The organism is Quadrisphaera sp. INWT6 (genome assembly GCF_015390235.1).
In the GTDB taxonomy this organism is placed as follows: domain Bacteria; phylum Actinomycetota; class Actinomycetes; order Actinomycetales; family Quadrisphaeraceae; genus Quadrisphaera.
On sequence record NZ_VUOH01000005.1, the window covers coordinates 154,655 to 175,869 of the forward strand.

Annotated in this window: 23 protein-coding genes; 7 read left to right on the forward strand and 16 right to left on the reverse strand. The window is 72.9% G+C overall.

Translation table 11 applies throughout. From position 1 onward, the window contains the following. Positions 1-122: 122 nt before the first annotated feature. The 6 genes from F1641_RS15610 to F1641_RS15635 are packed head-to-tail and all read right to left on the reverse strand — an operon-like array spanning position 123 to position 6,205. Entirely contained in the window at positions 123-1,697 is a 1,575-nt protein-coding gene (locus F1641_RS15610) for a hypothetical protein (RefSeq protein WP_206691310.1), read from the reverse strand. Further along, entirely contained in the window at positions 1,694-3,253 is a 1,560-nt protein-coding gene (locus F1641_RS15615; RefSeq protein ID WP_206691311.1) for an SCO6880 family protein, read from the reverse strand. The genes F1641_RS15610 and F1641_RS15615 overlap by 4 nt, the downstream gene beginning before the upstream one ends. Continuing rightward, positions 3,250-4,503, reverse strand: a complete 1,254-nt coding sequence (locus F1641_RS15620) for a hypothetical protein (protein WP_194907150.1) — start codon at positions 4,501-4,503, stop codon at positions 3,250-3,252. Before F1641_RS15620 ends, F1641_RS15615 begins: the two co-directional genes overlap by 4 nt. 14 nt (positions 4,504-4,517) lie before the next feature. Then, positions 4,518-5,360 carry a hypothetical protein gene (locus F1641_RS15625; RefSeq protein ID WP_194907151.1) on the reverse strand — a complete coding sequence of 281 codons (843 nt, stop codon included), beginning with the start codon at positions 5,358-5,360 and terminating at the stop codon, positions 4,518-4,520. After that, positions 5,361-5,630, reverse strand: coding sequence for a hypothetical protein (locus F1641_RS15630; RefSeq protein WP_206691312.1), 270 nt, complete (start codon positions 5,628-5,630; stop codon positions 5,361-5,363). It abuts the gene before it with no gap. Then, positions 5,627-6,205 (reverse strand): hypothetical protein, encoded by a 579-nt coding sequence (locus tag F1641_RS15635; protein WP_194907152.1) that lies wholly within the window; start codon positions 6,203-6,205, stop codon positions 5,627-5,629. The genes F1641_RS15630 and F1641_RS15635 overlap by 4 nt, the downstream gene beginning before the upstream one ends. 180 nt (positions 6,206-6,385) lie before the next feature. On the opposite strand from F1641_RS15635, the gene F1641_RS15640 reads away from it, so the two are divergent. From F1641_RS15640 to F1641_RS15660, 5 genes are all read left to right on the forward strand, one after another. Continuing rightward, positions 6,386-6,748, forward strand: coding sequence for a hypothetical protein (locus F1641_RS15640; RefSeq protein WP_194907153.1), 363 nt, complete (start codon positions 6,386-6,388; stop codon positions 6,746-6,748). Continuing rightward, on the forward strand, positions 6,745-8,031 hold the full coding sequence (locus F1641_RS15645) for a hypothetical protein (protein ID WP_194907154.1): 1,287 nt from the start codon (positions 6,745-6,747) through the stop codon (positions 8,029-8,031). Before F1641_RS15640 ends, F1641_RS15645 begins: the two co-directional genes overlap by 4 nt. Positions 8,032-8,144: 113 nt before the next feature. Beyond that, the gene (locus F1641_RS15650; RefSeq protein ID WP_194907155.1) at positions 8,145-9,464 is read left to right on the forward strand and encodes a hypothetical protein; all 1,320 of its coding nucleotides are present in this window, start codon (positions 8,145-8,147) and stop codon (positions 9,462-9,464) included. Between the two features lie 51 nt (positions 9,465-9,515). Beyond that, a complete protein-coding gene (locus F1641_RS15655; protein WP_194907156.1) occupies positions 9,516-9,821 on the forward strand; it encodes a hypothetical protein in 306 nt (101 codons plus the stop codon). 415 nt (positions 9,822-10,236) lie between these two features. Further along, complete coding sequence (locus F1641_RS15660; RefSeq protein WP_194907158.1) at positions 10,237-11,010, forward strand: ABC transporter permease; 774 nt, start codon at positions 10,237-10,239, stop codon at positions 11,008-11,010. A gap of 3 nt (positions 11,011-11,013) precedes the next feature. Here F1641_RS15660 and F1641_RS15665 read toward each other — a convergent pair whose 3' ends face one another. From F1641_RS15665 to F1641_RS15700, 8 genes are all read right to left on the reverse strand, one after another. After that, positions 11,014-11,634: a DedA family protein gene (locus F1641_RS15665; protein ID WP_194907160.1), complete on the reverse strand. Its 621-nt coding sequence runs from the start codon at positions 11,632-11,634 to the stop codon at positions 11,014-11,016. Further along, the gene (locus F1641_RS15670; protein WP_206691313.1) at positions 11,631-12,407 is read right to left on the reverse strand and encodes a hypothetical protein; all 777 of its coding nucleotides are present in this window, start codon (positions 12,405-12,407) and stop codon (positions 11,631-11,633) included. Before F1641_RS15670 ends, F1641_RS15665 begins: the two co-directional genes overlap by 4 nt. Positions 12,408-12,738: 331 nt before the next feature. After that, positions 12,739-14,238: a HAMP domain-containing sensor histidine kinase gene (locus F1641_RS15675; RefSeq protein ID WP_194907162.1), complete on the reverse strand. Its 1,500-nt coding sequence runs from the start codon at positions 14,236-14,238 to the stop codon at positions 12,739-12,741. A 40-nt stretch (positions 14,239-14,278) separates the two neighbouring features. Next, positions 14,279-14,956: a response regulator transcription factor gene (locus F1641_RS15680; protein WP_194907164.1), complete on the reverse strand. Its 678-nt coding sequence runs from the start codon at positions 14,954-14,956 to the stop codon at positions 14,279-14,281. A 97-nt stretch (positions 14,957-15,053) separates the two neighbouring features. Further along, entirely contained in the window at positions 15,054-15,602 is a 549-nt protein-coding gene (locus tag F1641_RS15685) for a hypothetical protein (protein WP_194907166.1), read from the reverse strand. 8 nt (positions 15,603-15,610) lie between these two features. Then, positions 15,611-16,504 carry an ABC transporter permease gene (locus tag F1641_RS15690; protein WP_194907167.1) on the reverse strand — a complete coding sequence of 298 codons (894 nt, stop codon included), beginning with the start codon at positions 16,502-16,504 and terminating at the stop codon, positions 15,611-15,613. Then, on the reverse strand, positions 16,501-17,571 hold the full coding sequence (locus F1641_RS15695; RefSeq protein WP_194907169.1) for an ABC transporter ATP-binding protein: 1,071 nt from the start codon (positions 17,569-17,571) through the stop codon (positions 16,501-16,503). Before F1641_RS15695 ends, F1641_RS15690 begins: the two co-directional genes overlap by 4 nt. Positions 17,572-17,662: 91 nt before the next feature. Next, on the reverse strand, positions 17,663-18,196 hold the full coding sequence (locus F1641_RS15700; protein ID WP_194907170.1) for a Chromate resistance protein ChrB: 534 nt from the start codon (positions 18,194-18,196) through the stop codon (positions 17,663-17,665). Positions 18,197-18,446: 250 nt separating this feature from the next. On the opposite strand from F1641_RS15700, the gene F1641_RS15705 reads away from it, so the two are divergent. Next, positions 18,447-19,679 (forward strand): MFS transporter, encoded by a 1,233-nt coding sequence (locus F1641_RS15705; RefSeq protein ID WP_194907171.1) that lies wholly within the window; start codon positions 18,447-18,449, stop codon positions 19,677-19,679. Between the two features lie 88 nt (positions 19,680-19,767). On the opposite strand, the gene F1641_RS15710 is transcribed toward F1641_RS15705, so the two are convergent. Together F1641_RS15710 and F1641_RS15715 are read right to left on the reverse strand one after the other, a co-directional pair. Further along, positions 19,768-20,118, reverse strand: a complete 351-nt coding sequence (locus F1641_RS15710; RefSeq protein ID WP_194907172.1) for an STAS domain-containing protein — start codon at positions 20,116-20,118, stop codon at positions 19,768-19,770. Between the two features lie 153 nt (positions 20,119-20,271). Continuing rightward, positions 20,272-20,415: a hypothetical protein gene (locus F1641_RS15715; RefSeq protein ID WP_194907173.1), complete on the reverse strand. Its 144-nt coding sequence runs from the start codon at positions 20,413-20,415 to the stop codon at positions 20,272-20,274. A gap of 560 nt (positions 20,416-20,975) precedes the next feature. Between F1641_RS15715 and F1641_RS15720 the strand changes: the two genes are divergently transcribed. Continuing rightward, positions 20,976-21,161: a hypothetical protein gene (locus F1641_RS15720; protein WP_194907174.1), complete on the forward strand. Its 186-nt coding sequence runs from the start codon at positions 20,976-20,978 to the stop codon at positions 21,159-21,161. Positions 21,162-21,215 lie beyond the last annotated feature (54 nt).

Below are 21,215 nucleotides of genomic sequence, written 5' to 3' on the forward strand. Positions count from 1 at the left end.
CGGCCAGCCGCACCACCCAGGCCAGCCCGACGACGCCCCACACCACACCCAGCAGCGCCATCGGCAGTCCGAGCCCGGGTGCCGCCGCACCACGGGGTTCCAGCACCCGGGCCATCAGCGGCTCACTCGAAGAGCGCCGGCTCGTCGACCGACGTCGGGCGGCCGGTGGGGCGGACGGCGCTGTCGGTGTCGTACAGCCGTGCCTCGTCGCCGACGAACTCCAGCTCCACGGGGATGCCGACCCGCTGTCCGGTCTTGATGAGGTACTTCCCCCGCCCGGGGTGGCGGGCACCGGCCTGCCAGGACTCCGGCGCTGACCAGGACGCGACCATTGCACGCTCCTTGTCCGACAGCGGCACCACCGCCGAGACCGCGTCCAGCTCCCGCGGCGGCAGCCCTGCCAGCACGGTGACGGCGTTGCGCTCGACGAACCCACGGGCCTTGGCGCGGTCCTCCTCGGTCGGCAGCGCCGACAGGTCGTCCAGGGAATGCGTCGCCATCGCGTGCGCGACGTCGCGGCCGCGGTAGACCCGGGTGAGGGCGTCGGCGTGGTCAACCAGGCCGGGCGCTCCTCGGAGCGCGCGCCACAGCTCGTCCATGACGGCGAAGTACTTGCGCCGCGGCGCAAGGCCGGCCTCGGCCAGGGCGGTGGAGGCGTCGATGACGGCGAAGCCGTAGGACCAGGTGGACAGCATTGCCGCGGCCACCAGAGTGTCCCCGGATGCGGCGACCGCGGAGATGTCGACGCTGACCGCCGGTGCCTCCAGGTCGATGGGCTGCGTCGTCGGGCCGTCGAAGACGCCCTTCAGCGAGCCCTCACATAGCAGCGCCAACGTCTGGCGCAGCTCCTTGGTCTCGGCGCGGTAGGCGTCGTGGTCGTCGAGCTCGGAGGCGGCGACGAGCCGGTCCGGGCCTTCGCGGACCACCTTGAGCACTTCGGGGATGGTCGGGGAGAGCTCCCGGCGCTGCGCGGCGGTCATCCCCGCGGGGAGGCGGCCGCGGGGCTTGCGGTCGGTGAGCAGGTCGACGGCGGCGCCGAGAACCACCTCCTCGCCGTTGGTCATCCCGCCGTGACGGCGGACCAGGGAGCACAGCGCGAGGGTCGCCGACAGGCGCCGCCCGCGGACCTCCATGCGCAGCCGGTCAGCGGCTTCCCCGCTGAGCTGGCTCAGGGCAGAGCCGAGCGGTCCGGCGTCCAGGGGGTTGATGCGGTCCAGACCACGTCCTACGCGGATGACCTGCCCGCCGGCGGCTTCGACGACGGCGGAGTAGTCCGGCTTGAGGTCCCCCAGGAACAGGGGCCGCACGCCGAAGGCCATGAGCCCGCGGGCCAGGCGCTTCAGGGCGGCGGACTTGCCGGTGCCGGGCTGACCGAGCAGGGTCAGCCCGCGGTTGGTGATCAGACCGGCCTCGAGCCAGGCAAAGGGGTCCAGGCAGACGACCTCGCCCCACATCATGTGGCGCCCGAACGGCACCCCGACGGACGGCGCCCCGGAGCCCGCGACGAAGGGGAACAGGCCGCAGGCCTGCACGGTGGTGGCCTGGTACTCCGGGGCGACTCCGGAGTGGGCGAGGCGTCCGGCGCCGCGGTCACGCCACCCCCAGGCGGGGGCGATGACGTCGGGCAGCTCCGGCTGTGCCACGGCGCGGGCCACCCTCGTCGTCGTCCGGCTCTCTCGACGAACGGTGCGGCTCATGCGAGCACGCGCCCGGCGACATGCGCAGGGTGCAGCCCCGCGGGCAGCGTGGTGGCGAAGCCGAGGGCCTGCGAGCCCCACAGCCGGCGCAGGCGGACCTTGGACTGGTCGGCGCGGGCTTCGGTGTCGGCGATCGCGGCGGCCAGCGCGGTGTCGTCGTCGCCGTCCAGCACCGTGGTCGTGACGTACAGGCTCATCAGCACGACCCCCGCTCCGAGGGCCTCCTCACGCGCCGCGGCCACGGCGCGCTCCCGGTCGGCGATGTCGCGGGCCGTCGCGTCTCGGCCCTGGCTGCGCCGGTACGCGTCCCGGAAGGCAGCGGCGTTCACCTGGCTCTCCAGCACCCGGGCCGCGGCGCCTGCGGGCAGTGGGCGGAACAGGAGCGTCACCCGGCGGGGAAACCGCCCCGGGGAGAGCAGCCGGGTGAGCACGTTGGCGGTGACCTGCTGACGGGGTGCTTCGTGCCAGGCCCAGGAGACCGAGGTGCCGGAGTCGTGGCGGTAGGTGCCCCAGCTGTCCTCGGCGGCCACCGGGCCGGCCTCACCCCAGGCGAGCAGCGGGCAGGTGCCGGCGCCGGAGGAGGAGGGCAGGGCGTCGTCGAGCAGGGTGTTGACGTCGCCGCGGCTGGCGGGGTCGAAGGCGGTGCGCACGGTGCCGGCGAGCTCGGCGGCGGTGGCCCGTCCCAAGACGGTGACGCCGCACTCCCCGAGCGCGGCCTCCATGCCGGTCAGGGCGCGGGCGACCTCGGCGGTGCGGTCGGCGAGGTCGGGCAGACGCTCTCCGGCGCGGGAGGGGTCGAAGGTGATGGAGACGCGGGTGTCGACGTCGGCGGCCGCCGCGGGTGAGCGCAGGATCAGCTCGCGCAGCAGGGCCAGGACGTCGGCGGGTGCCTCCGGGTGCAGGCGGGAGGCGACGTTGCGGGCCAGCGTCGAGCCCGGCTCGGGTGCGGTGTCCACGGTGACGGCGACCCAGGCCACCAGCGGGTCGAAGCCGCGCGAGGCCAGCCAGGAGTGCCAGGAAGCGACCCAGCCGTCGGCGGCGTCGCTGTCCACGAGCCACGTCGAGGACGACGCGCAGCGCAGCGTGGCCGTGAGCATCCCCGAGCGCTCGTCCTGCACCAGGCCGAACGCCCCGCCACGGCCGTCGGCCACGGACAGCAGCCGCGTGGTGGCCAGGGCCCCGGGGAGCTGCCAGGCGGAGGGGTGCTCGACGACGACCCCGGCGCGCAGGCTGGTGTACCCGCGCATCCGGGCCCAGGTGAACTGCCCGCGCCGCAGAACGACGTCGGTCAGCGGGGCCCCATCGAAGCGCGCCACCGTCAGCACGGCCACGAGCCCGCACGGCAGCGCGACGACGAGCCCGGCACGCACAGACGTGCTCAGCGCCAGCAGCGGCAGCACGATGCAGGCCAGGACGACGGCGGTGGCCACGGCGCCGAGGCCGAACAGGCCGATGCCGCGGGTGCGGCGCCAGCCGCCGTAGGTCCGTGGTGGCTGCGCCGACGACATCGACATCGAGGACGTGGCGTGCGGACGCGTCGCGGTGCTCGTGCTCATCGGTTCTCTCCTGAAGACGTGGTGGTCATGGCGCCGCCAGCGGTGTGGCTCGCGGCGACGGTCGCGTCGTAGGCGCCCTTGGCGGCCGCGACACCGGCACCGGCGACACCCCCTGCAGCACCGGCTCCCGCGGCAGCACCTGCCGACGAGCCGCTCGCCGCCGTGGACGCAGCACCAGCGCTGGCACCCGACGCCGTCGACGACGCAGCGGTGGTCGAGGCAGCGCCGCTGGCCGCACCACCCGCCCCACCGCCAGAGCTGCCAGGTGCCGCGTAGGCCGACGTCGCTGCCGGGCCGAGGTCGGACTTCATCTGCGTGGCGTGCGCACCCGCGTCACCCCCACCCGAGCCCGCACCGCGCAGCGCCGAGATGCCCTGCGCGCCGGCGGCGGCCAACGACAGCGTCGTCGACAGGCCGCGGCTCGGGCCGCCGCTGTCGCCGGTGGCCCAGCTGAAGAACCGCATGAGCACGGGCAGCGCGACGACGCTCATGACGATCATCGACAGCCCCACGATGACGGTCCGCGGGTCCCCGCCGTTCGCGATCGTCCCCTCCGGACCCGCGGTCATGCGCAGCGCGACGGCGTACACGAGGGCCGCGACGGGCTTGTAGGCAATCAGCGCCAGCATCCAGGCGAGCACCTTGCCCAGCCAGGGGCGTCCGTAGCCGGTGACGTTCCCGGCGGCGGCCAGCACGAGCAGCCCGGCCAGGACGACGACGGCGCCCTCGCGGAACATCATCAGCACCGCCTGAACGAGCCCGGCGAGCATGACGAGCAGCCCGATGACGATGGCGGCGCCGGCAGAGTTGATGCCCTGCAGCCCGGCCAGGGCCACGAGTCGCTCGACGACCTGCCCGCTGGCGGCGCGGTCCAGCACCCAGGAGGAGAAGTCGTCTCCGGCGCGCAGCGCCAGGGCGGAGCCGGTGATGCCGACGGCGGCCCACAGCGCAAGGGTGACGAGCCCGCGCCCGATGTCGAGGAGCGGGTCCAGGCGGTGGGTGATCGCCATGCGCAGGCCCTGCCACGTCACGCCAGCGGCAGCGATGACCAGTGAAAGCCACCAGACGTCGTCGCGGATGGCCAGGGCGGGTGAGGTGGTGACGTCGATGGCGGGCACCTCGACCCACCAGCCGATGGTGGTCTTGATGACCCAGGTGGCGCCTTCGCGCATGGCGTCGGCGAAGGAGTTGCCGAGGCTGGCGGTGGCGGCGTCCGCCACGGCGCCGACGACGCAGCTGGCGGGGTCCAAGACGTCGCACGGCATCAGTCGCCGCCGCCCGTCGGAGGCTGGGCGGGGTCGAAGCGCGTGAGGTCCATGGGGACGTCGGGCAGCTGGGTCACGATGCTGTTCCAGGTGCCGGCGCTGGGTGCGAGCAGGCACCAGTCGTCGTCCTGGCGGATCATGACGACGTCGACGCTGAACACCTGAGGCGAGCCGTCGGCGGCGGCTGACGTCAGGACCAGCTGCACGTGCCGGTTGCCCTGCGGCAGCTGCTCGACGGTGTAGCCGAGCAGCGTGGCGTCGCCCGGGGGCAGGGGCTGCCCGTCACGCAGATCGACGGCGACGCGGGCCTCGGCGTAGTCCTTCTCGACGGCGACGCTCAGCGCCTGCTGCGCGGGACCGGTGACCTGGTTCTCCAAGGCCGCACGGAAGGTCGTCGAGCCTGCCGAGGGGCCCGCGGCGTAGGAGATGTGGACGGCGGCGAGCACGGCGCCGAGGTCGGTGTCGGCGTACCCGACGTCGAGCGGGCCGTCCTGGCTCGCCGGACCGGCGGCGGCAGAGGCGGGCAGCGGGGTGCCCTGGTGGTCGACCCAGGTGAGGTCGCTCGTCGAGGACGGCGCCGGGGACTGGCTGGCCCCGTCCGGCGCTGCACTCTGCTCGGCGGTCGGAGGGGCGCCACCTGCGTTCTCGCCGTCGCGCAGGACGTTCCAGGCCGATAGGGCCGTGGCCGGGAAGACCACCGCGATGACAGCGAGGACGACCATCTGCCTGCGGCGTCGGCGGTTCTGCAGCCGGGCCGGGTCGTGGGCGCGGGCGTAGGTCACCGAGCGGTGTCGGTGGGCCCCGGGGGTGCGCCGTGGTGGTGGCACGAGCGGGGTGGGCACTCAGACCACCGCCCCGACGATGGCGGCGGAGAAGGCGATGACGGTCAGGCCGCCGAGCACCCAGGGGATGCCAGCTGCGCCGTCGGCGGCGACGGCGGAGCGGTTGCGCCGGCCGATCATCATCATGATCGCGCAGACGAGGAGGCCGGCGACCCCGGCGACGAGACCACCCCACTTCAGCCAGCCGAGCAGGGTGTTGACCGCCTCGCCGAGGCCTGGTGGGGCGACGGGCGCGGGGTTCGGGATGGTGGCGGTCAGCAGCCAGCTCACGAGGTGGCTCCCTTCTGCTGGCGTCGCTGAGCTCGGCTCGTGGCGACGGGGGCAGGTTCGACGGCGGTCACGAGCCGCGTGACGGCCTTGGCGTAGGCGGTGGAGGGGCCGCGCTGGTCGTGGGCCTCGTAGCGCCAGCGCTGGACGTGCGGAACTTCGGTGATCGAGGCGACGAAGACGCTGAGCGCGCGCACCCGGGCCCGTGCGCCGAGCGGTTCCTGGCCTCGCCCGTCCCGCACCAGGGCGAGGTGGATCGCGGGCGCTGAGGAGACGCTGGTCAGGCGCCGCACGGCGTGGGTGGCGGCGATGACGCCGTCCACGGTCGCAGCCGCGACGACGACGCAGTCCGCGGTGCCATGCACCGCGACGGGGGTGAGGTCGACCTCGCGGTAGGTCTCGGGCAGGTGGGCCGCCAGGGTGCTGGCGCCGCTGCCGCCGTGGGCGCTGACCAGCACGACGTCGGTCGTCGGGGAGGCCGACGAGGTCGGCGCTGGACCGATCAGAGGGCGGGCTGTGGAGCCGTCGGCGGGCGTGGGGGTGGGTGGCGCCGGGGCGTCGGGAGCCGCGGTCGTCATCACTGTGGTTGTCACTGGACAGACACCTCATTCACATGAGTTGATGGCCGGACGCTACAACGCCACTACGGCGATGTCACGCGCCCTGAGCCGCCCCGGACAGCGATCACCGCGACCTGTGGACGGCGCGCTCCGCCCTGCCCACCTGTGGAAACACCCTGTGGAAAGTCGAGGTCCGCCATGACGACCCCCATCACCTCCCAGACCCCCGAGCTCACCGAGAGCCCATCCGCGGACGAAGCCCTCCGGTCCGCGCGAGGTGTCCTCGCCGCGCTCATCGAGCACGCCCGCGCCGAGGGCGAGCAGGCCCGCGCCGAGGTCGCGCTCGCCCACCTCGATGACACGTGGCCGCTGCCCGCACCTGCCAGCGGTGACGGCGTCGACGCCCGCGGCGCCGTCCTCGTCGACGAGGCCATCAGCGCCGTCGTCGCCGTCGTCCACACCGCCGAGGAGGCACAGACGCGCGCCCGCGGGCTGAGGGCGCTGGAGGTCATCACCTCTTGCCTCGACATGCCGCGTGACGTGCCCTCCGGTCAGCCGTGAACGTCGCCGATACCCTCGGCGACCTCACCGGCCAGCTGGCGCAGCTCTACGCCCAGCGCGGCCCGACCGTGGCGAACGACCTCGACGTCGACGCCGCGTTGCACGGCCGCTCCGCCGTCATCTCTTTGACGCGGGAGCTGCTGTTCTGGGGAACCCGGCTGCGCGAGGGCACCCGCCCCACGCTGGTCAACCAGGAGACCAAGCCCGCCAACGGTCTGGCCTGGCACCTCGCTCGACATCCCATCCCAGAAGCCAACCGGTCACCGATGGACGTCGCCGCCCTCGCGACCCCAGGCTCGGCCGCCGAGCGCTGGGAACGCACCGCCACGCAGGCGACTCTCGCGCAGATGCAGTGGGATGCCAGCCCTTCCGCCCGGCCGATCGGCCCGGCGGTAAAGACCGTCCTCGCCGACGCGACGGCCCTCGCGCTCAGCGTCAGCCATCTCGACCAGCGACTGGCGACCACCGCGGCCGCCAGCGGCCGCCCCGACGTGGCCAAGGCCCTCACTTCAGAAGCGGTCCACGGCCTGCGTACGAGCGCCGAGGCCACGCTGCGCCACCTGGCCCGGGAAGACCTCCCAGTCTGGCGCGCCGAAGTCTCCCTCCGACGCCCCCGGCTCGACGTCATGCCCATGCGGAGTCCCACCGACGTTCCCCGCGGACTAGCGCGCCTGATGTCGCTGCTCGATGCCGGGACGAACGTCGACCCTCGGCACCTGTACCTGGTGCTGCGCGGGCAGGAGCGCATCGCCAGCGCCCTGCACCAGGACTGCGCCGCCCTCTGGCGCAAGACGGCTGATCCGAACGTCTTCGACGCCGGACGGCGCCTCACCGAGCTCCGCCTGTCCCTGCAGAGAACGAACTCAGCGCTGCGCAAGGACGTCGGCACCATCGAGCCAGCCGATCCCCGGCCGTTGCTGCAGCTCAACGAGTGTCTACGGGCGCTCGGCTTCTCCATCCCTGAAGGGGGGCGCGGCACCCAGCAGCGTGTCGACCTCGCCATCGACCAGACCACCACGCTGCTCTACAGCGTCGAGGCAGTCGGCTCCTGCGTTCGCAGCCAGGTCGACGGCCGGCGCTGGCTGGCGGCGCACTGGAACCAGGACGAGACCCAGCAGAGCTGGCACAAGGTCGACCGGCTCGACCACGAGCGCGTCTACCCGCTCGTCGCCCTCGGTGAGACCGCGCTCGACCTGCTCACCCGGCCAGCCGTCCTCGCCGCGATGTCAGCGCCGCAGCCCGCGATGGCGCAGACCGCCACCCGCTCGCACGCCCTGGCCTGATTGCCAGGCCGCTGACCGCAGGCTCCCGCCCATCGAACCCGTGAAGGGGACTCCTCGTCATGCCCAAGCACCGCCAGCCCACTCCGGTCACACGCCGAGCGCGCCCCGCGTTCGTGTCCATCGGAACGCTCACGCTCCTGTGCACCGCCACCGGCGCCGCACTGGCCGCCACGAACCCGACGTCCGCCGAGTCACCGACGCCGTCAGTCACGACGACGGCGACCGCCTCGGCGACGCCCGACCCGACCAAACGGCCCACCGCCGCGGCGACGAGCGACCCCGCGGCCACCGAGCCTGGCGAGCCGAGCACCGCGGTAGCGCCCGTCAGCGACGGCCTGACGTGGCTGTCCGGCGCCTCCGGCGACGGCGCCGCCGACGGCGCACTGGGCCAGTGGCGCGGCGACCCCGTCGACATCGTCGGCACCTGGGCCGACCAAGGCGACAACCAGACCCAGCTGTACTCCATCGCCCCCGGCGGGGAGGTCGCCGACTTCGACGGCGCCATCGACATCGCCCCCGGCGGCCTGCTCGACGGCGACACCTGGGCCGCCGCCGCCGACGGCGCCTACGACGATCGCTGGCGGGAGTCCCTAACCCGCATGGCCGAGCTGCGCCAGGGGCGCGGGACCACCTACGTGCGGCCCTTCCACGAGTTCAACCTCGGCGGGTGGGACTGGTCGGTCAGCCCCGGTGACGCCGAGAAATTCAAGGCCGCCTGGGCGCGCTACCGCGCCATCCAGCAGGAGGTCTTCCCCGAGGCGCGACTCGTCTACGGCGTGAACGTCACCAGCTCGGGCACCGACCTGGACTGGCGCACCACGTGGCCTGGGGAGGGACAGGCAGACGTCCTCGGCGTGGACACCTACAACGGCTGGCCCACCATCAGCACCCCGGCCGAGTTCGACGCCCAGCTCGACGCCCGCGGTGACGACGGCATCCCCATCGGGCTGGACGCCTACAGCGAGCAGGCCGCCGCGTGGGGCGTGCCGCTGGCGGTACCGGAGTGGTCAGGCCGCGCCGAGATGGGTGACGAGAGCGCGTACGTGACCGGGATGGTCGACTGGTTCGCCGCGAACGCCGGGGACGGACCGGGGCAGCTGGCTTACGAGATCCTCTTCAACGCCCCGCAGGACGACGGCAACTTCCAGCTCTTCTCCGAAGACACGAGGATGCCCGCCTCGGCGCAGGCCTACGTGGACGCCGTCGCCTCGACCGAGGCAGACCGCATCACCGAAGCCCCCTCACCGTCGGGCGCGTCAGACGCGGTGCAGGACGAGAAGTTGCAACCGGCGCCCACTCCGACCGCGACACCCAACGCGACCGCCAAGCCGAACCAGCCGACGGAGGACGCGGGCGCTCCCGCCTCGCAGGCCGACGTCGACGAGCTCCTGGCTCGGCTGGACGCGCTACTGGAGCGCCTCGAACCGAACTGACGACTCCCGCGACCATCCCGGGTGTCAGAGGCCGGGGCGAGCATCGCGCCCATGGCCGGAGGGATGGCGAAGAAGGGTGCACCGCTGCCCGCGTGGCTCGTCGCCGCCAACACGGAGAGACGACTGGCTGCAGAGGAGGCGATGCGCCAGCGGCGCCCAGCGGGCAACCCGTTCGTGTGGGTGGTCGGCTCGGAGGCTGACTACCCGGGGATCGTCGTCGACAGGCGCCGCGTCGGTGCCGGCTGGCAGATCTACGTCGCCTACACCTCACCGCGGCACGAGCTGATGCAGCAGTGGCTCGATGCCGAGCAGCTGCTGCCGTACGAGGTGTCAGCGCCGAGTCCACCGACATCGTGATGACGACGCAGGAGGCGCCGATCCGCACGAGGGACCGGCGCCTCCTGCGTCGTCGGCCGGCTAGTGCATCGGCTCACCGCGCGACACCCGAGGCGCGTCCCGACGACGGTCGAGGCGGCGCACCGGCGGTGGTCCGTCATCGAAGAGCGGCCCTGAGGATGGGCGGGACGGCGGTCGGTCGCGATTGGCATCCCGCGGCGCGTTCCTGCCCGCGCCATACCGTCACGAGGGCGGCCCAGGCGCTCCGCGCTGTTTCGTAGAGCGCCCGCTGGATGAGACCGACCACCGGGCAGGGTATCCGTGCACCTGCAGGTCAGAGGTCCGCATCTCGTGACGCACCGTCACAGGGTGCCCGGTGGACGGTCCTCGTACGGGCGGCTACGCGACATCCCTCCGTGCCAGGACATGCTGGGGCGTGACCGCTGACCAGCTGGTGCGCCTGCTGCTGGGCGTGGCAGCGCTTCTCGCCGTCGCACTGGTGGTGCTGCGCGCCGCGGGCGTGACCGTGGGCCCCCGCGGAACGGCGCCGCTGACGGCCGTGGTGCGCGGCGGGCTGCAGCTGGCCGCCATCGGCCTGGTGCTGCGCGGCGTGCTCGACCACGTGCCCGCCCTGGCCGCAGCCGTGCTCGCGGTGATGCTCACCACCGCGGTCTGGACCGCCTCGCGCCGCCTGGCCCCGCTGCAGGGGCTGGCCGCCGCACGGCGCGCGGTGGCGGTGGCGTGCTCGGCCGGCGCCGTCGTCGTCCTCGGGGTGGTCTTCGCCGTCGGGGTGCTGCCGTTCTCGGCGCGCTACGTCGTCGCGCTCGGGGGCATCGTGCTGGGCGGCACCATGACCTCCGCCACGCTCGCCGGGCGCCACCTGCTGGCAGGGCTGCTGGCCCGCCGCGAGGAGGTGGAGGGGTGGCTGGCCCTCGGCGCGCCACCGCGGCGGGCGGTGCTCGACGTGGCGCGCGCGGCGGTGCGCGAGTCCCTCGTGCCCGTCCTCGACCAGACCCGCACCACCGGGCTGGTCACGCTGCCGGGGGCGTTCATCGGCGCGCTGCTCGGCGGGGCCAGCCCGGTGGACGCGGCGCGGTTCCAGCTCATCGTGCTGGCCGGGCTCATCTGCGCCGGCAGCGTGGTGGCCGTGCTGGTCACCACGCTGCTCGGGGCTCCGGAGGTGCTGCCGGCCGCCGCTGACCGGCGCTGAGGCTCAGGACCGGCCGGCCTCCCGGCGGGCCTTGACCAGCTCCACGGCCACGGGGATCAGCGACACCACCACGACCACCGCGATGATCGGCAGCAGGTACGCGTCGATGCCGGGGATGCGCGTGCCCAGCACGTACCCGGCCAGGGTCACGCCCAGGCTCCACACGAGCCCGCCGACCACCTGCCACAGCGCGAAGCGCCCCGGGGGCACCCCGACCGTGCCGGCGAGCGGGTTCATCAGCGTGCGGACCACGGGGATGAACCGCGCCAGCACCACCGCGCGGCCGTGGCCGTAGCGGTCCAGCACCTGCTGCGCGCGGCGCACGCCGGCCTGCAACTTCGGGCGGTCGGGGCGGTCCAGCAGCGCCGGGCCCACGCGGCGCCCGATGAGGTAGCCGACCTGCGCGCCCAGCAGCGCCCCCGACGCACCCGCGACGAGCACCTGGCCCAGCGGCAGGTGCGCGGCGCTGGACGCCGAGGTTGCCGCCAGCAGCCCGGCGGTGAACAGCAGGGAGTCACCGGGCAGGAAGAAGCCGATGAGCAGGCCGGTCTCGGCGAAGAGGATGACGAACAGCCCCACGGCCCCGAAGGAGGAGAGCAGGTGCTGCGGGTCCAGGAGGCTCACGCCGCGCCCTCCCCCGCCGGCACGCGGTCGGCCCGCTCTGCTGCCGGCCGGGCGCTCGAGCGCTGGACGTCGGCGCGCGTGACGGCCAGCAGCCCCACCAGCGCGGCGATCGCCACGAGCGCCACCACGGTCACCAACCCGTCGCCCAGCCCCACGCCGCCGCCGACGTGCGCGGGCTTGCCGAGCCAGTCCGCGAAGGAGGCCCCGAACGGGCGGGTCAGCACGTACGCGCTCCAGAACGCCACCACCGGGCTCAGCCCAAGGCGCCACGCCACGAGCGGCACGAGCATCGCCGCGCCGAACAGCAGCCCGGACGGCAGGAAGCCCCAGCCCAGCGCCAGGCCCGTGAGGTCTCCGGCGGCGGTGCCGAGGGCGAAGGTCGCCAGCACGGTGGCCCAGTAGAAGAGCTCGCGGCGGGTGGAGTCGACGTCGTGGATGCTCAGCGTCCCCTCCACCTTCCACCAGGCGGTGAACAAGACGGCGACGACGACGGCCCACGCGGCGGTCGTCACCGCGTAGGACAAGCCGGTGACGACATGGGTGATGTCGGCGGTCATGGTGCCGAACACCGCCACGGCGCTCACGGCCGTCCAGTACCGCACGGCGGAGTACTCCCGTGCGCGCAGCTGCCACCACAGGGCCGCCACGAGCGAGCCGACGCCCACCAGGCCGCCGAGGACGAGGCTGGTCTCCCCGAGCCAGTCCGAGGCGGCCTCACCCATGCCGGTGGTCAGCACCTTGATCAGCCACAAGACCGCGGTGATCTCGGGCACTTTGGCGGCACGGGCCGCGGTCCAGCTGGTGCTCCAGCCGATGGCGGGTCGCGCGGCGCGCTTCGGTGAAGCGGTCGGTGGCGGGGGCACGGGGGACTCCAGGGGGTGAGGCGGCTTGCGCCTTGTCGAGTGCGGGTGCGTGAGTGACGGTCAGCGAGCCAGCAGTGGGCGGGTTGGGGCTAGGACGAACACCACCACGGGGGGACGGTGCCCCAGGGGGGCGGGGCACCGTCAGCGAAGAGGCTAGGAGGGCTGCCTGACGTACACATGACGCTCGAGCGAGTCGGCTGGCCACCTGCTCACCGTGCACTGTGGCGCGTCCGCGAAAGGGTCAGGAACAGGCGGCGAGTGGGAGGAGCACCGTGACGACGGTGCCCTGCTCGTGATGCACGCACGGCACGGCGAAGCGCTCCACCGCTCGGTGGTGGGCGCCGCGCGAGCACAGCCGCAGCTCTCCACCGCTGGCGCTGACCAACTGATCCACCACTGACAGCCCGAGCCCGGAGCCGGGCCGATCGCGCGCTTCCGCGGCGCGGGCGAAGCGCAGCAGCGCAGTGGGCAGGAACTGCTCGGGCATCCCAGCGCCGTCATCGCTGACAGACAGGGCTACGACCCCGGGGCCGACGGCAGCGAGGTGCATCTGCACGTGTGGACCGCCGTGCCGGGCGGCGTTGCCCAGGAGGTTGAAGAGCACTTGCCGCAACGCTCGCTCGCCTACCAGGACGAGGGACAGCCGCGCATCGTCCTCGATGGTGGTCTCCCAGGTGGGCGGCAGCCCGTCGGCGCCACTGTCCGACAGCGTTGCGACGTCATCCACCACCGCCGCGAGGTCCGTGGACGTGGACAGCGGCGCAGGGGTGACGCTGAGGTGGAGCAGCTGCTGCGCGAGGGCCTGCAGCTCGGTGAGGTCGACATCAAGCTCGGCCAGCACGGCTTCCAGCTCTTCACGGGTGCGCGGGCGCCGCCGGGCGAGCTCCACGCGGGTGCGCAGCAGCGTCAGGGGGGTGCGCAGCTCATGGCTGGCGTCCTGCACGAAGCGCCGTTCGCGCGTCATCGCCGCGTCCAGTGCGGTGAGCATGTCGTTGAGGGTGTGGCCCAGGCGCGTGACCTCGTCGTCACGGCCGGCCGGCACGTCCAGACGCACGTCGAGCTCACCGGCAGCTACTGCGAGGGCCTGGGTGCGGTAGCGCTCCACGGGGCGCAGTGCGGCCACAGCGAGCCGGTCACCGACCACGGTGGTGAGCACCAGCGTGGCCAGTCCGACCAGGGCTAGCTGGGCGAGCAGCTCGCGCAGCGCCTCGTCGCTGGCCGCTCGGCTCGTGGCGACCACGAGGACGGCCGCCGAGCCCGAAGAGCCGTCCAAGGGCACTGCGTACAGGCGCAGCGGCCTGTCGTTCACCGGCAGAGGGGAGCCGACATCGAAGTACACCGGACCCGCCAGGGCCGCCTGCACGACGCGAGATGGCAACAGGGGTGCGCTGCCGACGGCTGCCCCGGAGGTGAGGACCCGTCCGGAGGCGTCCAGGACCTGGTGCTGGGAGATCGCCGCACCATCGGAAGCTTCATCGCCGGGTAGGGAACCGTCGGGCTGCACCAGCGGCAGCAGCTGGGCCGAGGCCGCCCGCAGGTCGCTGTTGACGCGGCGGTCCAGGGCGTAGTCGACGCGCCAAAAGATGAACGCGCCGCCGGCAGCCAGAACCAGCGCCATCACCACGGCGAAGCCGACCACCAGCCGCGTCCGCAACGGCAGCCTGCGCAGGCGCTGGTGCAGGCGCTGGTGCAGGCGCTGGTGCAGGCGCTGGTGCAGGGGGTGCGGCAGGAGGTCTGCCAACCGGTGTCCTCGATGTGGGCGCAGTCCTTCCTCGGCGGGTTCAACCACCGGCGGGGTCCAGGCGGTAGCCGGCGCCGCGCAGCGTCTGGATGGCGTTGCGGCCGAACGGTCCGTCGATCTTTCCGCGCAGTCGCCCCATGTGGACGTCGATGACGTTGCTGGAGATGTCGGTGTCGCCGTCCCAGACCTCCTCCAGGATCCGATACCGGCTCACGGCGTGTCCGGCCTCGTCCATGAGCAGGGCGAGGATGTCGAACTCCCGCGCGGTGAGCATCACCTCGGTGGGGCCGCGGAAGACGCGGCGGGTCTGGGGGTCCACCACGAGATCCCCGGCGCGGTGGGCTGCCACCACCGTCGGGTTGGCGCGGCGGTGCAGTGCGCGCAGCCGCGCGAGCAGCTCGGCCACCTCGAAGGGCTTGGCGAGGTGGTCGTCGGCGCCGACGTCCAGGGCAGTGACGCGGTCTTCCAGTGCGGTCCGTGCGGTGAGCATCAGTACGGGAACCGCGTGGCCTTCGGCGCGCAGCGCCTGGAGGACGGTGGGGCCTGCGAGGTCGGGCAGCATCCAGTCCAGGACCACGACGTCGACGCCACCCGTCCGCAGCGCGTCCAGGCCGCTCGCGCCGTCGTGAGCGGCGGTCGCGGTCCAGCCCTCCTCGGTCAAGACCTGCACCAGGAGCGCCGCCAGGCGCCGCTCGTCCTCGATCACCAGCACCCGCATGCGGACTCCCTCATCCAGCGCACTCGCCTGACCGTGCAGCCTGCTCAACAGGCATCGGCAGGCGACCCCCGTAAGTTCTCGCGCAGGCGTCACGCTCTCAGGCGCTGGCGTCGGCATCCATGCACACGTCGAAGGCGTACACGGGGTTGGTCACCTCACGCCCATCAGTGTCGGTCACGGTGAAGGACCCGACCTTGCTGCCGGGGCCACTGGCGGTGTAGCAGCTGTTGGCGTGCACGTTCAGCTCGAACTTGCCCGGCTCAGTCTGACCGGTCCAGGTCATCTGACAGATCCAGTCACCACCGGGGCCGACGTCGGGCACGTCGGGACCGCCCTTGTCGCACGTGGCTGCGGGGTGCACCTGCGTGGGCCTCATCGGGTGGCCGGTCTCGGTCTGCTGCAGCGCCCACAGGTTCGCGAACGAGGTCTGCAGGGAGTCCTGCACCTTCACCTGGGTGACGTCCTGGCCGCCGGAGACGCTGAGCACCGCGGCGCCGGCAAGAACGATCACCCCGGTGACTGCGGCTCCCGCCGAGGGCCTCAGCCCCTGCCACCGCCGACGACGTGTGGCTTTGTCGGCGCGCTTAACCCAGCCAGTGCCCGGGCCCCCGGCGGCCGTCGAACGCGAGGCGGTCTTCGTGATCATCGTCATCCTCATCCTCCGGTGATGTCGCGGCGCACCAGGTGCACGCGGGCCAGCAACAGGCACACCACGGTCCACACCGCGCAGGTCAGCAGCCCCTGCCAGACCGGGCCGGTGAAGGCCGGCGCGGCGAACAACCCGTGCCAGGACTCGAACGCGGTGGTGGGCAGGGCCCGGCGCAGCAGGTGGGTGCCGCCGACGGCGCCCAGCAGGGTCATCAGCAGACCGATCACGACGGGGCCGACGACGCCGACGGCGGGGTTGCGCACCCGCGCGGACAGCAGCAGCGCGATGGCGGTCATCGCCAGCAGCGGAGCCGCGGCCAGCGCCCAGCTGGCTGCCACCAGCTCGAGCGCGGCCGTGGAGCCGACGGTCTGCCCCGACAGCCCCACCAGCGGCTGCGTCCCCACGAGCAGCATTCCTGCGACCGTGGCGCTGACGGCCATCAGGAGCAGTGCGAGCAGACTGACCACCGCGGACAGCACGCACTTGGCCCAGAACACGTGCGAGCGGCTCACCGAGCGGGTCAGCAGCGTCTTCCACGTGCCGTGCGCCTCCTCCCCGGCGAAGGTGTCCCCGGCCACCAGGCTGGCGACCAGGGGCAGCACCCACTGGGCGGCGAAGCCGAGCAGGAGCAGGGAGTCGGCGTAGCCGCTCTCGTGGACCCAGCGTCCGTAGATCGTGTCCGAGGGCGGGCGCTGCCCGGCCAGGCCCGCCACGACGACGGGCGGCACGACGAGGCAGGCGGCGAGCAGGAGCTTGGCGCGCAGCTGCGCAGTCAGCTTGGTGGCCTCCGCACGCAGGGCCGCGGGAAAGCCGCCGCGCGTCGGGACAGCACGCGGGGCGCGCGCCAGGACTCCGGTGGCGGGTGCCTGCGCCGCGCCCGATGTCAAGGGGGCGCTCACCGGGGGCTCCTGGAGGTGGCGGCAGCTGCTGGGGCGCCGGCAGCCTTCGGAGCCGTGCTCGTCCTCGTGCTCATGGCCGCGCCGGGCTCAGGCTGGTGGCTGTGCGTGGGCACCACGTCCTCCGGTTCGGTCAGGGAGAAGAAGACGGCCTCCAGCGGCGAGGTGCCGGGCACCAGCGTCCGGACGGCGACTCCGGCGTCGGCCAGGGTGATGACGCACCTGTCGATGGCGGCCTGTGGGCCGCGCAGGGCGAGCGCTCCGTGGGTGGTGGTGACGCTGACGTCATCCAGGCGGGAGGCGGCCTTGCTGAGGACCCGTAGCGCCGCCAGGTCGTCACTGGTGGTGATCAGATGCGTCGGCGCGGGCGCCAGGGCCCGCAGCCGGTGCAGGGAGCCGGTGAAGGCGACCCGTCCCTTGCTCATGATCGTGACGTGGTCGCAGATCTGCTCGACCTCGTCCATGTCATGGCTGGACAGCAGCACCGTCAGCCCGCTGCGGGCCAGGCGCGTCACCAGGGCGCGCATGTCGCGGATGCCGGCGGGGTCCAGGCCGTTGGCGGGCTCGTCCAGCACCAGCAGCCGCGGCTCGCGCAGCAGGGCAGCGGCCACCCCGAGGCGCTGGCGCATGCCGTAGGAGTAACCCGACACCTTCTCATCTGCCCGGTCGAGCAGGTCAACGGTGTCGAGGACCCCGCCGATGCGCGCGTCGGCGTCATCGCCGCGTCGGTCGACACGGTCCAGGGTGGCCAGCAGGCGCAGGTTGGCGCGGCCAGTCAGGTAGGGGTAGAAGCGGGGGCTCTCGATGAACCCGGCCACCGGGGCGAGGGTGGCCACGCCGTCGTGGGCCCAGGTGCGACCAAAGACTTCCAGGGTGCCGGCGTCGGCGCCCACCAGACCGAACAGCATCCGCATGAACGTGGTCTTGCCGGCCCCGTTGGGACCGAGGAGCCCGTAGACGGTGCCCTCGGCGACGTCGAGGTCAAGGTCGTCGACGGCGGCGCGCTGCCCGAACCGCTTGGTCAGGCCGCGGGCCCGGACCGCTGGTGGGGCCGCTGGTGCGTCTGTCATGCGAGGGACGCTAGGAAGGTCTCCTGACGCTCAGATGACGCTCCACGGCGGCAGCGGCCGCGTTGAGTACTAGTCGAGAGCGGCAGGGGGCCTAGCCGCCGCGCACCGCCTCGTAGACGTGCTCGGCATAGACCTCCAGGCGTGCTTCGCAGCGCTTGAGGTGCGCGCCGGCCTCGTTCCCGGCCTCGGTCCCGAGCAGATCGCGAGAGCGCAGGTCGCGGTACCAGCGCCGCAGCCGCTCCAGGCTCTGCTCCTCCTCCTCCAGCTCGGCGAGGGTGTACTTGCCGATCACCTCCTCGTGGTCCAGCTCGGCCAGGTACTTGTCCGCATCCGCGGCGAACTCCTCCCACTCCTGCTCGCGCTGAGCGCGGTAGCGGGACTGCAGCGCGAAGGCGTCGCCCTCGCGGTGACCGCTCACATCCAGCACCACCAGCTCACCACCCGCAGCATCGGCCAGCTCCTGCGCCCGGGTCACGAGGGCGTCGACCACCGCTGAGCGCGGCAGGCACCACGCGCTCTGCCCCACCGGGACCGCACCGGTACGGCGCAGCTCGCGCCACAGCGCCATCCGGAACCGCGCCGGCTCAGCCGGCATCCGCGCCAGCAGCATCACCCACGTCTGCATGGCACCAGGATGCTCCGCCAAGCGATGTCACAGTCGTGACATCCTGGCGAGTGACACGGATCCACTCGAAAGACCGCTGGGTCCCGCAGCCCCTGGAGGAGTCGTGACCCAGCCCCCTGTGGCCCCGAGCGCCGATGCTGCCGAGCAGCCAGGTCGCCAAGAGCGCCAGGCCCGCTCAGCCGGGGCAGCAGTCCCGTGGTCGCCCTGGCGACTGGTCGTCGGGTTCGGCGTCGTCAGCCTGTCCGCAGACATGGTCTACGAAGGGGCCCGATCCATCACCGGGCCTCTGCTGGGGACGCTCGGCGCCTCTGCCCTGGTCGTGGGTCTGGTCGTCGGCGCGGGGGAGGCTGCCGCGCTACTGCTGCGCCTGGCCTTCGGGCCACTGGCTGACCGCACCCGGCGCTACTGGAGCCTGACCCTGCTCGGGTACACCCTGACCGCCGTGTGCGTCCCCCTGCTGGCCCTCACCCCGTTCCTCGGGGCAGCGGGACTGGGTGTGGCGGCGGCCCTGATCCTCGCGGAGCGCGCCGGCAAGGCCGTGCGCAGCCCCGCGAAGTCAGCGCTGCTCGCTCAAGCGGCCACCGGCACCGGCCTCGGGCGCGGGTTCGCCGTGCACAAGGCGTTGGACCAGGTCGGTGCCTTCAGCGGCCCGCTGCTCGTCGCTGGGCTGATCGCGGCGACGGGCGTGGTGTGGCCGGCCTTGGCGCTGCTGGCACTGCCCGGGGCCGCGGCGATCGTCGTCCTGGTCGTCGTGCGCCGCCGCATGCCGGCGCTGGACCTCGATCCGGCGAAGGCTCCCGCCTCGAGCTCCGCCGGCGATGCCCACCGCGCCGACACTCCGCCGGCAGCGCCACGGGCTCCTACTGCGAGCCGTCCCGCGCGAGGCATCCGCGGTTGGCTGGGGCTGGACCTGCCGGGCCGGTTCTTCTTGTTCGCTGCCGCAGCCGCTGCGGCCACCGCAGGGCTGGCCACCTTCGGGATGATCTCCTACCACGCCACCCGAACCGGCCTGCTGACCCTGTCGAGTGTTCCTCTGGTGTACGCGGCGGCGATGGCCGCGGCGGCGGTGTCCGCGCTGGCCAGCGGATGGCTCTTCGACCGCTGGCACGCCCGGGTGCTGCTGGCGCTGCCGCTCCTGGGCGCCGCGGTGCCGGCGCTGGCGTTCTCCACCAGCGCCGGAGCACTGGTGGCAGGAGCCCTGCTGTGGGGAGCGGCCGGCGGAGTGCAGGATTCCACCGTCAAGGCCCTGGTCGCCGACCTGGTGCCGGCTGGGCGCCGGGCCAGCGCCTACGGCGTCTTCGCCGCGATCCAGGGGGCTGCCGCGCTGGCGGGTGGAGCGCTGGCCGGACTGCTCTACGAACGCTCCCTCGTGGTCCTGGTCATCTGCCTGGCTGCCTGCCAGGTGCTTGCCCTGGCCCTGTTGATCGTCCAGCTGCGGATGAGGCGACGCCAGGCTGCTGCCCCTGCGTCCCTGAGCCAGTAGTCACCCGCCCCACCGGCGCCAGGACTCCCCGGCGTTCAGCGAGCGGAGCGCTGGACCAACCTCGCATCAGTGCCGCCGGTGGCGGCCGTCATGGGGTTGAGGGGGCTGCGGTGACGTGCTGGACGTCGAAGGCGCCGAGCAGCCCGGTGATGTCGAACAGCCTTAGCAGTGACGGGTGGGTGACTAGCACCCGCACCGGTACGGGCCGGGCGGCGTGCAGCACCCGGACCAGGTGCCCCAGGCCGGAGGAGTCCATGAACGTCACTGCGGTCAGGTCGAAGACCAGCTCAGCCGGGTTGGACTCCAGTGCGCTGCGGCCGGCCCCGCTGAGCTGGGCGGCGTTGGTGATGTCGACCTCACCGGCCACGATGACGCTGGCAACGGCGCCCGCACTGACCGTGGTGATGGTCAGGTCGTTGTCATCGCTTTGCTGAGGCATCTGTCATGAGTAGCGCATCGTCGTGCCCGGCACACCCATCCGGCAGGAAGTGCCGTCGAGTGGAGGTAGGCGCGGGGTCCAGTTGCACCACGACCGTGAGCAGGGTCCCGCGATCGACGTCGGTCGCGGGACCCTGCTCCGGGTGGTGCGGTGTCAGAACACCCGTCGACGCGAACCGCCGATCGGGACCAGGTTCAGCACCAGGCCCACGATGATCAGCACGATGCCGATGGTCACCAGCAGGCTCTGGGGCAGGAAGATGCCCAGCAGCAGCAGGATGAGACCCAGAACGATCACGTGTGCACCTCCGTTGTGAACAATCTCTGGATCACTCCAGACGGCGGGACTGTCCTCCTTGGGTAGGACGCCCGCAACCCGAGGTTCTGCTGCTCGAGGACGGCTGCATCGCGGCCAGGCGTCGCACTTCTCGCCCGCAGTCGCCCGGCATACCGGGGCTGCAGCGGCGATGAGCATCGAACAAGCGGTGGAGGCGATGCGGGCGGAAGCTGATCGCCTGCGTGTCGTGCTCGGCGTCGCAAGCGCGCAGAGACGGTCGGCGCTGGCGTGGTCGCCTCAGGTCGAGGCCGCTGGTCGACGCAGCCAGCTCGGCTACCGGCGACGGCTGCGGTCGCCAGGAGCTGCACCCTGAGGAGTGCTGGGAGATCGCCCGCGTGCGCTACCCCTCTGACGGACGGGTTCTCGAGGCCGGCGAATCCTTGGGCCGTTTGGCCGCCAGGTGGCGACCCGCGCACCGGGATCCAGGTTCCTCCCACCTCGACCGGACGCCAGTCAGGATGCGGGATCCGCACTCAGCGGCAGGCTCGTCCCGCTACGACCCCGACGGTAGGAGATGCGTCGTGACCACCGATGTGGACCAGGTCTTGGAGCTCATCGCCGCCGTCGTGATGGGCATGGGCGCCTTGCTGTTCTTGCTGGCGCACGCTGAGCGGACCTGGCTGAGTGCACCAGCGCCTCGCCAGGTCGATTCCGAGGACCTCACCGCTCCCGCGCTGGCAGAGGCTGGACCGCCGATGACGTCGTGAGCTGACCGGGCCCTTGCTTCTGGGCCCGGGCTCAAGCGCGAGGCAGCACCTCGT

Bases quoted from the DNA above. Each gene is read 5' to 3' on its own strand.
- F1641_RS15610 (WP_206691310.1), bottom strand. From the start codon at position 1,697: ATGAGCCGCACCGTTCGTCGAGAGAGCCGGACGACGACGAGGGTGGCC.
- F1641_RS15615 (WP_206691311.1), bottom strand. From the start codon at position 3,253: ATGAGCACGAGCACCGCGACGCGTCCGCACGCCACGTCCTCGATGTCG.
- F1641_RS15635 (WP_194907152.1), bottom strand. From the start codon at position 6,205: ATGACGACCGCGGCTCCCGACGCCCCGGCGCCACCCACCCCCACGCCC.
- F1641_RS15640 (WP_194907153.1), top strand. From the start codon at position 6,386: ATGACGACCCCCATCACCTCCCAGACCCCCGAGCTCACCGAGAGCCCA.
- F1641_RS15655 (WP_194907156.1), top strand. From the start codon at position 9,516: ATGGCCGGAGGGATGGCGAAGAAGGGTGCACCGCTGCCCGCGTGGCTC.
- F1641_RS15680 (WP_194907164.1), bottom strand. From the start codon at position 14,956: ATGCGGGTGCTGGTGATCGAGGACGAGCGGCGCCTGGCGGCGCTCCTG.
- F1641_RS15685 (WP_194907166.1), bottom strand. From the start codon at position 15,602: ATGATCACGAAGACCGCCTCGCGTTCGACGGCCGCCGGGGGCCCGGGC.
- F1641_RS15695 (WP_194907169.1), bottom strand. From the start codon at position 17,571: ATGACAGACGCACCAGCGGCCCCACCAGCGGTCCGGGCCCGCGGCCTG.
- F1641_RS15700 (WP_194907170.1), bottom strand. From the start codon at position 18,196: ATGCAGACGTGGGTGATGCTGCTGGCGCGGATGCCGGCTGAGCCGGCG.
- F1641_RS15705 (WP_194907171.1), top strand. From the start codon at position 18,447: ATGGTCTACGAAGGGGCCCGATCCATCACCGGGCCTCTGCTGGGGACG.
- F1641_RS15710 (WP_194907172.1), bottom strand. From the start codon at position 20,118: ATGCCTCAGCAAAGCGATGACAACGACCTGACCATCACCACGGTCAGT.